The organism is Kitasatospora sp. NPDC091335 (assembly GCF_044757205.1).
In the GTDB taxonomy this organism is placed as follows: domain Bacteria; phylum Actinomycetota; class Actinomycetes; order Streptomycetales; family Streptomycetaceae; genus Kitasatospora.
This window is the reverse complement of sequence record NZ_JBIVUM010000016.1, coordinates 201804-213982: the sequence shown is the minus strand read 5'-3', so window position 1 is coordinate 213982 and position 12179 is coordinate 201804. Positions and strand designations below refer to the sequence as shown.

The following is a 12179-nucleotide window of genomic DNA, read 5'->3' as shown; positions in this document are numbered from 1 at the left end:
CCGTTCCGGGCTCCCGGGGGCGTAGCTGTGGACCGGCTCGTTCACCGGCGCGGGGACCTGGGTCACAGCGTCCATAGAGCGCACGCTCTCCTTCGTTCAGTGCGGGGGGATTGCCGGCGCGGGTTGCGCGCCGGCCACAGCACGAACGCTATTCCTGGCTACCGGGCCACATGATTGGCCGGGCGGCTAAATTCCCCCGTACGGCGTTGTCCGGCCCGACGAAGGGGGTCACGCCGCGGTCACGAACCGTCCCCGATCGCCCCACTGTTCACACCACCTCGCACCACCGGCCCACGCCCCCGGCGCGGGACACCGGCTCACACTCCGGCGCTCGCCTTCCGGCCGTTCACCACCGCCGCTCCGGCCGCGACCTCCTCCACCGCCGGCCGCCGGGCTCCCTCGTAGGCCGCCAGGGCACTCGCCAGGTCGGGCTGCCCGGCCAGGCAGCGGGCCGCTTCGAGGCCGACGGCCGCGAGAGCCACGAGACCGTTGGGCGCAGTCATAAAAGTTCCGGCGATCCCGCCGCCGATGACCAGGGCCTTCCTGGTGGTGCGCGTGGTGGGTGCGGTCCGGATGGTGCGGGCGGTGCTCATTCCATCCTCCTCAGGAATTCCTGCAGGCTCCGGGTGAACTCCGGTTCCCTGAGCTGTCCGATGAGGTGCTCGGTGTAGCGTCGCTCGGCTTCCAGCAGCGCGAGGGCGTAGTCCTCCTCGACGACGAACATCGGGTGGACGTCCATCCCGCCGACCTCGTGCAGCATGGCCCGCGAGGCCTCGATCCTCGCGTCCAGCGCCTCCAGCCGTCGGGCCAGCAGTTGCGCCGACTCCTCGATCGGCAGTGCCGCCAGCAGGCACAAGGCCACCCCGAACGCCGGGTACTCGTGCTGTGGTTCGGCGACCAGCTCGCGCATCCAGTCGCCGAGTTCCGCCGTGCCCTCCTCGGTGAGGGCGTAGACGGTGCGCTCCGGGCGCTGGGTGTCGCGGACGGTCTCCCGCTCGGCGACGAACCCGGCCTTCCGCAGCTGCTCCACGACCATGTAGAGCGAGCTGCGGTTGTACTTGATGTTCCGGTCCTTGCCCTGCTCCTTGAGCCGGCGCCCCATCTCGTACGGATGCATCGGCTCGATCGTGAGCTCGGCCAGGACCGCGAGGGCCAGCGGGTTCGACACCTTGCGTCGCTTCGCCACGGAGATGTTCCTCATCGATTGGTCGGCATTGACTATTCATTCTCGGATAGTCAGGATCAACTATTCGGCATCGACGATCCCGAACTCTGTCCGCCCGGCTAAAATCAACCACATACCGTTGTCCGGGCGGATGAAGGAGGACCGGAGTGACCACCCCCGGCCTGCCGCTCCGTCAACTCCTGATGTCCCTCGGCGAACCGCTGGTCGAACTACAGGCCGCCCCGCAGGGACTGGACGTCCCGGTGCGCGACGTCGCCATCCTGGACCCGGAGGACCCGCCGACCGCCGCCCCCGGCGAACTCGTGCTCGCGATCGGCGCCCGCGGCCGCGCCGCCCTGCCCGCCCTGCGCGCGGCCGGCCGGGCCGGGGCCGCCGCCGTCGCGATCAAGCTGGACGGCCCCGGCCAGGCCGACGCGCTGCGCGAGGCCGCCACCGACGCGGGCGTCGCACTGCTCTCGGTGCGCCGCGAGACCCGCTGGGAGCACCTCGACTCGCTGGCCCGGGCGATCATCGCGGGCCCTGACGCCCCGGACCCCGCGGAGCCCAACGCGGGCGACCTCTTCTCCCTCGCCCAGACCGTCGCCGTGCTCACCAACGGCATCGTCTCGATCGAGGACACCTCCAGCCGGGTGCTGGCCTACTCCCGCTCCTCCGACTCCGACGAGGTCGACGACCTGCGCCGGCTGTCCATCCTCGGCTGGCAGGGCCCCGAGCCGTACCTGTCCAAGCTCCGCGAGTGGGGCATCTTCCAGCACCTGCGCAGCTCGGACGCCCCGATCGCGGTCGAGCCGCACCCCGAGCTGGGCCTGCGCCGCCGTCTGGCGGTCGGCATCCGGGCCGGGGCGCAGCCGCTCGGCACCATCTGGGTGCAGGAGGGCGCGCAACCGCTGGCCCCGCTGGCCGAGCGGGCCCTGGTCGGCGCCGCCCGGGTCGCGGCCGCCCAGCTGGTGCGCCGCCGCCGGGAGCTGTCCGCCGACGTCCGGCTCACCCGGACCCTGCTCACCGGTCTGCTGGAGGGCTCCACCGGCCCCCAGTCGCTCGCCACCCACCTCGGCCTGGACCTGCGCCGCCCGGCCACCGTGCTCGCCTACGCCGCGCACACCACCGACGCGCTGCACCGCTCCGACGTCACCGGCCTGATCTCGGTGCACGCCGCCGCCCGGCACCGCACCGCGCTGCTCGCCCCGATCGAGTCCCGGGTGTACGTGCTGCTGCCCGAGCTGCCGCCCGGCCTGCCGATGACCACCGTGCGCGACTGGGCCTCCGAGGTGGTGACGGCCGCCCGCGAGCACCTGGGCGTCCCGCTGCGCGCCGCGATCGGCTCGACCGTCGACGGCCTGGCCCAGGTGCCCGACTCCCGCGCGCAGGCGGACCGCATCCTGGACGCGATGGGCCGCGGCGGAGTGGACCTCGACGTCGCGGCGCTGATCGACGTCCAGGCGGAGGTGCTGGTCAGCGAGGTGGTCGCGCTGCTCCAGGAGAGCACCGGCCTGCGCGACCCGCGGCTGACCGCGCTCACCGACTACGACCGCCGCCACGGCACCAGGCTCGCCGAGTCGGTGCTGGCCTGGCTGGACGCGCTCGGCGAGGTCCGGGTGGCCGCGGACGCCCTGCACATCCACCCCAACACCCTGCGCTACCGGGTGCGCCGCGCCGAACAGCTGACCGGCATCGACCTCGCCCAGCCGCAGCAGCGCCTGCTGGCGATGCTGCAACTGCGGCTGCCCGCGGACGAGTAGTCCGCGGGCAGCCGCAGGCGGTCGGTTCAGCAGGGGTGGGTCACTCGCCGTAGCCCTGGCCGCGCTTGTGCTCGTTCAGCCGGCGCCACGGGCCGCTGATGGCCAGCTGGATGCCCGGGGTCTGGATGTTGGCGAACAGGGTCTTGCCGTCGTCCGAGAAGGTCACCCCGGTGAACTCGCTGAACTCGGGCTTCTCGGCGGTGCCGATGTTCAGCTCGTTGCGGGCGATCGGGAAGACCAGGCCGTCCTCGGTGGCCCCGAACAGGTGCGAGATGCCGTCGCCGTCCTCGGCGATCACGATGCCGCCGTACGGCGAGACGGTGATGTTGTCCGGGCCGTCGAAGTTGTCGTGGTCGCCCCAGACGTCGCTGTTGACGCCCAGCAGGACCTTCAGGGTGATGGTGCGGCGGGTCGGGTTGTAGAACCAGACCTGGCCGTCGTGCTGGAGCGGGCTCTCCGAGCGGGCGAAGCTGGAGACGAAGTAGAAGCCGCCGTCACCCCACCACATGCCCTCCAGCTTGCGGGCGCGGGTGACCTCGCCGTCCTTGAACTGCTTGCGCACCGAGACGGTCCTGGCGTCGCGGTCCTCGACCTTGACCCAGTCCACGCCGTAGGTGGTGCCGACCTTGGTGGCGCGCGAGAGGTCGTCGATGAACTTGCCCTGCGCGTCGAAGACCTTGAAGGCCTCCAGCACACCGGCGTCGGCGGCCAGCTTGCGCAGCTTGTAGCGGCCGTGCTTGAAGCCGGCCGGCGGGGTCCAGCGGAAGAGCAGGCCGTTCGGGTTCGAGGCGTCCTCGGTCAGGTAGACGTGGCCCTTCTTCGGGTCCACCACGACGGCCTCGTGCGCGTAGCGGCCGAAGGCCTTGACCGGCTGCGGGTCACGGTTGTAGTCGTCGTCGAACGGGTCGACCTCGAAGATGTAGCCGTGGTCCTTGGTGAAGCCGTTCTTGCCGGCCTTGTCCTCGGTCTCCTCGCCGGACAGCCAGGTGCCCCACGGGGTCACGCCGCCGGCGCAGTTGGTGGCGGTGCCGGCGATGCCGACCCACTGCTCGACCGAGCCGTCCCGCTTGGCGTGCACGATGGTGCAGCCGCCGGCCGCGCCGGGGTCGTAGACGTGACCCTCGGTCAGCGGCACCGGGTGCGGCCAGTTGGCGCGGGCGCCGGCCAGCTCGTGGTTGACCACCATCAGGTTGCCGCCGCGCTCGTCCTCGAAGGCGGAGGTGCCGTCGTGGTTGCTCGGGGTGAACTCGCCGGTGCGCAGCTTGGTGACGCCGGCCCGGTTGAGGACCTTGTACGAGAAGCCCTTCGGCAGGGCCAGCAGCCCGGCCGGGTCCTGGACCAGCTGGCCGTAGCCGACGGCGGTGCCGGCGGCCGAGTTGGTCCCGCCGGCGGCGGCGACCGGGGCCTCGCCGCCGACCGGGGCGGCGATCGCGCCCGGGGCGCTGGCCAGCGCCTCGGCGCTGCCGGCGATCAGCACGCCGGCCCCGACGAGGGTGGAACGGTTGACGAAGTCCCGGCGGGACAGCGACATGGCAGCAACTCCTGAGGATGAGCGGGGGCGTCGGTGTGGGATGCCGACGCCCAGCAGGCTCCGCCGGACGGGTGAACCCGGCGTGACGCCCACCTCACGTCCAGGCGGCCATTTGCCGACCGATGACCGTCACATGACCCCTGCTTTACCCGTGTCCCGCCGGATCACCGCCCGGAACACGGCCGGCCCACCCGGCCGGACGGCCATCATCCGGTGGGCCGGAACACCGGGGACGCGCCGCCGGCCCACCGCCGCCCGCCCCGGCCGACACCCCGTCAGCGCCGCGCCACCCGCCACTGCTCCCAGGCCGACAGCCACAGCCGCTCGGCCATCCGCTGCTCCTCCCAGACCCCCGCCCCGCCGCCGCCCGGCCGCTCCCGCCACAGCTGCGCCCAGGCCCGCTGCGCCGGCAGGCTCGCCACCTCACTGGCGAACACGGTGTACCGGACGACCTCCTCGACGGCCGCCTCGCCCTCCGCCGTCCCGACCAGCCAATGAGTCTGCTGGGAAAGGCGGTTGAGGTGGTTCACCATCGAGGTCACCGCCGCCGCGGCCTCCTCCCTGGTCTCGGTGGCCAGCCGCATCTGCTGGCGCACCGCCGCCTCCCAGCGCACCGCCCCAACCTCCCCGCGCAGCCCGCGCGGCAGCCTCGGCGTGCGCCCGGCCCGCACCTGCGCCTCGATCGCGGCGGACTCGGCGACGGTCTGCCCGATCAGCGCCCGGTGCGCCTCCATCCCCACAGCGGGCGGGAGTTCGCGTTCCTCGACCGGGACGTCCCCGGCCCGCCGGGAGGCGAGGTCGCGCAGCAGCTCGGTGCGCCCGCGCAGATGGCGCTCGAAGTCGCCGATCCCGCCGAGCTCCACCGCGCCTGGGGCCAGCCCGCGCCCGCACACCGTCACGGTCACCCCGCCGACCCGCAGCCGCCCGGCCCACACCGGCACCGGCCCGTCCGCCGGCGGGACGCCGGGCGCGGGCACCGGCCGGTCCTCGTGCACCTCCAGCGCGCAGGGCTCGCCGTCCACCGTGATCCACTCGCGCAACGCCCGCACCCGGCCAGGGCCGTCGCCCTCGTCGACGCCCAACTGCTCGTAGACGCGGTCCCGTTCGTCCTCGACCAGGTCCTCCAGCTCGGGCAGCTGCTCGCCCTGCTCGGCCCCAGGGCGATAGGTGCGCACGGTCACGTACGGGCCGGCCGTCGAACGCCGGTCACCGCACTGGACCTCGACCCAGCGCAGCTCGCCGCCGGAGGTCTCGAAGGCGGCCAGCATCTCGCCGGTACGACCCGACCCGGCGGCCACGCCGTACACCGGGAAGTCGGCCGCCGCCAGTGTCCGGCGGGAGAACTCCTCCTGCCCGGCGAGCTGGTCGGCGAGCTGGTCGGCCAGTCGGTCCACGGACTGCTCCACGGCCCGGTCCACGGATTGACCGGCGAAACGGTCCTCGCCGACCCGCCGGTCCGGGGCCGGGACGTGGCCCGAGGGCCCGCTGTTCCGCTCCTGGTGCCTGCCGCCGCTCTCCCGCATCATCCTGTGCCGCACCCCCGAGTCCTCGCGCCCGCACCGCTGACGCCACCTTACGTGCCGACAGCTGCCGGGTCATCAGCTCGGTCCCCGGACGGGCGCGGTGGCCGTGTCAGGACGTCCGGTTGTCAGCCTCCCTCCCTAACCTGGCGGCATGACAGCACAGAACGACGCGGCACAGGACCGGACCGGGCAGGGCGCGTTCCCCGCCCGGATCAGCATCGTCACCCTCGGGGTGACCGACCTCGACCGCAGCGCCCGCTTCTACGAAGACCTCGGCTGGAAGCGCTCCGCCGCCTCCAGCCCGGAGATCGTCTGGTTCCGCACCGCCGACTCCGTGCTCGGCCTCTTCCCCACCGACGAGCTGGCCGCGGACGCGGGCGTGCCCGCGACCGGCGAGCCCTCCTTCCGCGGCGTCACCCTCGCGGTGAACCTGGAGTCCCCCGCCCTGGTGGACGCCGCGCTGCGGACGGCGGTCGAGGCCGGCGCCGTGGTGGTCAAGCCGCCGCTCCCGACCCACTGGGGCGGCTACTCCGGCTACTTCGAGGACCCGGACGGCCACCTCTGGGAACTGGCCCACAACCCGTTCTTCCCCTTCACCGAGGACGGGTCGCTGGACCTGCCCTGAACCCGGGCCCGCCCGGGTCCGCCCTGACCTCCGCTGCCCCGCTCAGCTCCTGGATCAGCTCCCGGATCAGCTCCTGGAGCGCGCCTTGAAGGCCGCCTTGCGCGCCTCCTTGGCGAGCGCCCGGTCCGGATGCAGCTCCCCGATCGCCTCCAGGACGTCCGCCGTGTACGGGTGGTCGACCCGCCACAGCTCGCCGAACCACCCCGCCGGATCCCCGTTCACCGGCAGGTCGGTGATCAGTTCGCGCAGCAGCTCGGCGTCGCCGCCGTTGTCCAGCAGCTGGGCGGCGAAGGTGTCGACCACCGTCCACAGCGCCATCGCCCGGTCCGGCACCGGCACGTCCGTCGCCCCCTGGGAGGTCAGCCAGGCCCGCGCCGCGCCGCCCAGCTCCGGGTCGGCCATGACCTCCCGGACGGCCGGCTCCGCGCCGGGACCGAGCAGGTTGAGCGCCGAGACGCAGAGCATCCGGCGCAGCGGGCCGTACCCGTCGATGCCGCGCGCCGCGGCGAGCAGCTCGCGCGCCGCCGCCACCGGCTCCCGGCCGGCGGTCCACTCCCGCAGCTCCTCCTCCGGCAGCACGTTGGCCGACTCGCACACCCCGCGCAGCAGCTCGGCCGCGTCCCCCTTGGCCAGGTCGCCGACCAGCGGCGCGTCGTAGCCGTCCTCCAGCAGCCACTGCCGGATGCCGTACTGCCCGAGCGGAGTGAGCCGGACCAGCCCGAAGCGGGCCGACTCCTCCTCGTCCAGCGGCTCCTCACCGACCACGGCGGGCTCCTCGCCGTCCTCCTCGTCGAACAGCTCGGGATCGATCGGGCGGTAGTCCAGCAGGCCGAGTTCGGCGAGGTCGCCCAGCATCGGGTCCAGCGCGACCATCACGTCGGTGATGTCTCCGAGCAGTTCCTCGCTCGGTTCCTCGCCCTCCGGGACCACCAGCAGCGCGGCCAGCACGCCCAGCGGCACGGTCTCGTTGCCCGGCTCGGCGAAGGCGGTGGTCTCGTAGAGCACCTGGAGGGCCTCGTCGAGCAGCTCGGCGGCCTCATCGCGGGCCTCCTCGACCCCGGAGAGCCCGTCCTCGTCCTCCTCGTCGCCCTCGTCGCCGCCGGCCGGTTCGCCGTCGGCCTCCTCCGGGACGGAGTCCGCCTCGACGGCCAGCTCCCGGACGATCCCGGCGGCGGTCAGCCACAGCTCCAGGACGGTGTCCGGATCACCCTGCTCGGCGGGCTCCAGGTCCGGTCCGGGGACGGCGACGTGCTCGCCCTCCGCGGTCGTACCGAGTTCCACCAGGTCCAGGTCACAGGCCAGCGACCAGGCCCGCAGTGCCTCGACCTCGGCCTCCTCGGGCACCTCGCCCTCGGCCGGGGCCAGGCCCAGCAGCCTGGCCACGGGGGCCCGGTCCGCCTCGACCAGGTCGCCGAACTCGTCCACCACCCGGTGCGGGGCCGCCCAGCGAGCCAGCGCCAGCGCGTACCCGAACATCGGTACGGCCTTCGCCTGCCCGGCCAGCTCCTCCTCGGCGGGCAGCCGCACCGGCGGGACCAGGACGGCAGCGTCGTCCAGGTCCTCGTCGTCCAGCCCGTGCGCGGCGAAGGCCCCGTAGAGGTCCTGGAGCTCCAGGTCGGCCGGCAGGACCGCCTCGACCGGCCCCTCCTCTGCCGAAGCTCCGGCGTTCTTGCGACGTCGTCCGGCCATCGTTGTGCGCTCTCCCTCAGCCAGCGGTCAGCCCAACAGCGCCGCGTACCCGATCCAACACCTCAGCGTATAGGCCGGGCACCCCCGACGCCCGGCTGTGCGGGGCGCACCCAGGGGCGCGCGCCGTGGGCGTACGCCCACCCCTTATCCTTCGATCTGGCACCGCGCACACCCCGCGCGGGCCACCGGGGCAACGAAGCCCTCACCCTCCACCCGACCCCGGGCCGGAGGGGCCCTCTTCAGCTCACCTCGCCCCACCAGGGAGCCCCGCACCGCGGCCACCACCACAGCGCCTCCGGACGGGCACGCCGGCACACCCCGCCGACCCCGGTGGTGCCCGGCCACAGGAGACCCCTGCCATGGCGGACCTCTCCCCCGCCGGCTCCGGCCTGCGCACCGCGCAGCTCGACGGACGCCGACTGTCGGAGGCCCTGCTCCCCCTGGAGCTCGCGCCGCGCGCCCAGCTCCAGCTCGCCACGATCAGCCGCTGGAACGCGCTTCGCGGCATCCGCGTCGGCCTGGTGGCCGCCGCCCTGCTGCTCATGCTGATCGGCGCCAACCTCGCGACGCCGATCTACTCGCTCCTCCAGCAGCAGCTGCACCTCACCGCGCTCGACACCACCGTCCTCTTCGCGATCTACGTGTTCGCGCTGGTCCCGGTGCTGGCCGTGGTCGGCCACTGGTCCGACCACCTCGGCCGCCGCGCCCTGATCCTGCCCGCCGTCGCCCTGGCGGCCATCGGCGACGTCGTGTTCGCCACCTCCGGCAGCTTCTGGCAGCTCGCGCTCGGCCGCGCCGTCCAGGGCATCGCCGTCGGCCTGTCCACCGGCGCCGCCGGCGCCGCCCTCGGCGACCTGCTGCCCGACCGCCCGACGCTCGCCGCCAAGATCACCCTGGCCTGTTCGGCGGGCGGCGTCGCGCTCGGCCCGATCGTCGGCGCCCTGCTGGCCGGCGGCTCCGACCCGCTGCTGACACCCTTCCTGCTGCACGCCGTCGCCCTGCTGGCGCTCTGTGTGCCGCTGGCCCTGGTGCACCCCCGGATGCCCGGCCGCAACCGCCCGCCGGCCTCCCTGCCGCGGATCACCACCCCCGCCCACCTACGCCCGCAACGCATCCGGCTGCCGCGCACCGGCCGCCGCGAGTTCCTGCTCGCCGCCACGGCCGGGTTCATCTCGTACGCGGTCTTCGGCGTCTACCTCAGCCTGGCCCCGGCCTTCGCCGCCAAGCTGCTGCACACCGACTCCAAGCTGGTCGGCGCCGTGGTCGCGGCCCTGCTGCTGGCCTCCTCGGCCGTCACCCAGCTGGTCGTCCCGCCCACCACCGACCGCGTGGTGACCGCCCTCGGCATGGCCGGCCTGGCCACCGGACTGGGCCTGGTGGTCGCCGCCCAGTACACCGGCACACCGGCGCTGCTCTTCATCGGCAGCGTCCTCGGCGGCGTCTGCCAGGGCGTGGCCTTCCGCTCCCTGTTCACCACCGCCGTCACCGCCATGGACCCGGAGCGCCGCGGCTCGGAGCTCTCCGCCCTCTGGATCATCGTCTACCTCGGCAGCTCCCTGCCCATCGTCGCGGTCGGCGCCCTGGTCCAGCGCTACGGCCTGCTGCCCGCCGTCAGCGGTTTCGCCGCCCTCGCCGCCGTCCTCTGCGCCGCCCTCGCCGTCGCCGTGGCCCGCAAGCCCAAGCCGACGGCCTGACCCGTACGACGAGCGCCGCTGCCCGGGACTACTTCGGTAGTCCCGGGCAGCGGTGCTTCGCCCACCGCGGGGTGGACACCCGCACACCATCCGCTGCGGTGAGCAGGTCCACCGCCGTTCCCCACCTTCCCCCACCCGCCTCCCGGCGGGTGCCCGCCCCGGCCCTCACCGCGTGCCGCCCGGCCTGGCGGCACGCGGCCCCTCGGCCACCACTCAGCTGATCGTCCCGCCCACCTCGGACCGCGTGGCCACCGCCCTCGGCATGACCGGCCTGGCCACCGGCCTCGGCCTGGTCGTCGCCGCCGGGTACACCGGCACCCCCGCGCTGGTCTCCATCGGCAGCGTCGTTCGTCGTGCGGCGGATCTCAGACGTTCCAGGACTTCCAGGCCCCGGTCACGATCTCGACGCCGAACGGCTCCGGCAGCCGGACGGACTCGCCGAACTTCCACTCCCCGAGCACCTCGTACGTCCCCTCGCCCCGGTCCGGCTCCCCGAACAACGTGACACCGGACTGCCTCGGGTCCCGGTCCACCAACAGGTAGTACGGCACCCCGCCCCGGGCATATCCGTTCCACTCGGTGGACCTGACCTGCCTTCCGAACACCGGACGACGGTCGTCACGGGCGTTGGACGAGAAGGTCACCTCGACCACGAGACCGATCTCTTGCGCGTGAAGGTGCAACACCTCTTCGGCACGCTTCGCCGCATCGGTGTCCCGGTCCACGATCACCATGTCGGGGATGTAGCCATCGCCGATCCCGGCCAAGTCCAGGTTCACGCTCTGAACGGCCCTCCACGGGAATCCCGCATCAGCGAGCCGGGCAGCCAGGAACGCCTCCTGGATGTCCGAGAGAATCCCTCCATGGGCGTAGACCGGCGCCGGTGACACGACGAACTCCCCTCCGACGACCTCGACCCGCGTACCGTCGTCGGGCAGTCGCAGATGGTCGGCCAGCTCTCCGCGGACCCACATGGCGTACGCCGAGTCGGGCAACGTCCAGTGCCCGATCGCTTCCACAGCCATCACGTCGCTCGCTCCGAGGTCGCGGCACCAGCCTGGCCGCCTGGTCGCAGATATACCACCGCCGCGCAAACGTTTTCCCTCGAAGGAGAGGTTTCCACAGCAGCAGGTTGACGTTCGTCGGCGGTGGATGGTGGGGAACGGCGGTGGACCTGCTCAACGAAGCGGACCACGCGCGGGCGTCCACCCGACGACGGGCGAAGAGGCCCGGACACACCACTGCCGCGCGAACCCGTGGGTTTCGCGCGGCAGCAGGTTGACGAAGGGGCGAAAGCCCGGCCTCAGACGTTGAAGCCCAGCGCCCGCAGCTGGTCGCGGCCGTCGTCGGTGATCTTGTCCGGGCCCCACGGCGGCATCCAGACCCAGTTGATGCGCAGGTCCTGCACCAGGCCGTCGGTGGCCGTCCTGGCCTGGTCCTCGATGACGTCGGTCAGCGGGCAGGCCGCCGAGGTGAGCGTCATGTCGATGGTGGCCACGTCCGACTCGTCGATGTGGACGCCGTAGATCAGGCCCAGGTTGACGACGTCGATGCCCAGCTCGGGGTCGACGACGTCCATCAGGGCCTCGGTCAGGTCCTCGACCGAGACCGTGCCGGCCGTGGTGCCGACGATGACGGTGCCGGACTGCTGCTCCTCCGCAGCGGGGGCCTCGGCGCCGGTGGTGGTGTTCTCGTCACTCATGGTCTTGTCCTCCCCTACGGGATCAGTCGTTCACGGCGGGGTTCTGGGCGAGCGCCTGGGCGGTGGCGTCCTTCCAGGCCATCCAGCTGAGCAGCGCGCACTTGACCCGGGCCGGGTACTTGGAGACGCCGGCGAACGCGACCGCGTCCTCCAGCACCTCCTCGTCCCCCTCGCCCTGGCCCTTGCTCTGCATCAGCTCCAGGAAGGCCTCCTGGACCGCCTGCGCCTCGCCCACGCTCTTGCCGACCACCAGGTCGTTGAGCACCGAGGCGCTCGCCTGGCTGATCGAACAGCCCTGGGACTCGTACGAGACGTCGGCGACGGTCACGCCGTCGAGCTTCACCCGCAGGGTGATCTCGTCACCGCACGTCGGGTTGACGTGGTGCACCTCGGCGTCGCCGTCCCGCAGCCCCTTGCCGTGCGGGTTGCGGTAGTGGTCCAGGATGATGTCCTGGTACATCGAGTCGAGCTTCATGGTCGTCCTGCCCCG

11 protein-coding genes are annotated in these 12179 nt (G+C 73.0%); 3 read left to right on the top strand and 8 right to left on the bottom strand.

All coding sequences use genetic code 11. The features are described 5' to 3' along the window. Positions 1-317: 317 nt before the first annotated feature. On the bottom strand, positions 318-593 hold the full coding sequence (locus ACIQOW_RS29610; RefSeq protein WP_401090011.1) for a hypothetical protein: 276 nt from the start codon (positions 591-593) through the stop codon (positions 318-320). Further along, on the bottom strand, positions 590-1186 hold the full coding sequence (locus tag ACIQOW_RS29605; RefSeq protein ID WP_401090009.1) for a PadR family transcriptional regulator: 597 nt from the start codon (positions 1184-1186) through the stop codon (positions 590-592). The genes ACIQOW_RS29610 and ACIQOW_RS29605 overlap by 4 nt, the downstream gene beginning before the upstream one ends. 146 nt (positions 1187-1332) lie before the next feature. On the opposite strand from ACIQOW_RS29605, the gene ACIQOW_RS29600 reads away from it, so the two are divergent. Next, positions 1333-2925, top strand: a complete 1593-nt coding sequence (locus ACIQOW_RS29600; RefSeq protein WP_401090007.1) for a PucR family transcriptional regulator — start codon at positions 1333-1335, stop codon at positions 2923-2925. Positions 2926-2965: 40 nt separating this feature from the next. Here ACIQOW_RS29600 and ACIQOW_RS29595 read toward each other — a convergent pair whose 3' ends face one another. Together ACIQOW_RS29595 and ACIQOW_RS29590 are read right to left on the bottom strand one after the other, a co-directional pair. Further along, positions 2966-4456 (bottom strand): alkaline phosphatase PhoX, encoded by a 1491-nt coding sequence (locus ACIQOW_RS29595; protein ID WP_401090005.1) that lies wholly within the window; start codon positions 4454-4456, stop codon positions 2966-2968. A 275-nt stretch (positions 4457-4731) separates the two neighbouring features. Beyond that, positions 4732-5994 carry a hypothetical protein gene (locus ACIQOW_RS29590; protein WP_401090003.1) on the bottom strand — a complete coding sequence of 421 codons (1263 nt, stop codon included), beginning with the start codon at positions 5992-5994 and terminating at the stop codon, positions 4732-4734. Between the two features lie 136 nt (positions 5995-6130). Between ACIQOW_RS29590 and ACIQOW_RS29585 the strand changes: the two genes are divergently transcribed. Further along, on the top strand, positions 6131-6604 hold the full coding sequence (locus tag ACIQOW_RS29585; RefSeq protein ID WP_401090001.1) for a VOC family protein: 474 nt from the start codon (positions 6131-6133) through the stop codon (positions 6602-6604). 66 nt (positions 6605-6670) lie between these two features. On the opposite strand, the gene ACIQOW_RS29580 is transcribed toward ACIQOW_RS29585, so the two are convergent. After that, a complete protein-coding gene (locus tag ACIQOW_RS29580) occupies positions 6671-8293 on the bottom strand; it encodes a hypothetical protein (protein ID WP_401089999.1) in 1623 nt (540 codons plus the stop codon). A gap of 359 nt (positions 8294-8652) precedes the next feature. On the opposite strand from ACIQOW_RS29580, the gene ACIQOW_RS29575 reads away from it, so the two are divergent. After that, the gene (locus ACIQOW_RS29575) at positions 8653-9987 is read left to right on the top strand and encodes an MFS transporter (protein WP_401089998.1); all 1335 of its coding nucleotides are present in this window, start codon (positions 8653-8655) and stop codon (positions 9985-9987) included. A 365-nt stretch (positions 9988-10352) separates the two neighbouring features. On the opposite strand, the gene ACIQOW_RS29570 is transcribed toward ACIQOW_RS29575, so the two are convergent. The 3 genes from ACIQOW_RS29570 to sufU all read right to left on the bottom strand — a co-directional run bounded on the left by ACIQOW_RS29570 (position 10353) and on the right by sufU (position 12164). Next, positions 10353-11012 carry a Uma2 family endonuclease gene (locus ACIQOW_RS29570; RefSeq protein ID WP_401090026.1) on the bottom strand — a complete coding sequence of 220 codons (660 nt, stop codon included), beginning with the start codon at positions 11010-11012 and terminating at the stop codon, positions 10353-10355. Between the two features lie 278 nt (positions 11013-11290). Beyond that, positions 11291-11689: a metal-sulfur cluster assembly factor gene (locus ACIQOW_RS29565; protein WP_401089996.1), complete on the bottom strand. Its 399-nt coding sequence runs from the start codon at positions 11687-11689 to the stop codon at positions 11291-11293. 22 nt (positions 11690-11711) lie between these two features. After that, entirely contained in the window at positions 11712-12164 is a 453-nt protein-coding gene (gene sufU, locus ACIQOW_RS29560) for a Fe-S cluster assembly sulfur transfer protein SufU (protein WP_188300530.1), read from the bottom strand. Positions 12165-12179 lie beyond the last annotated feature (15 nt).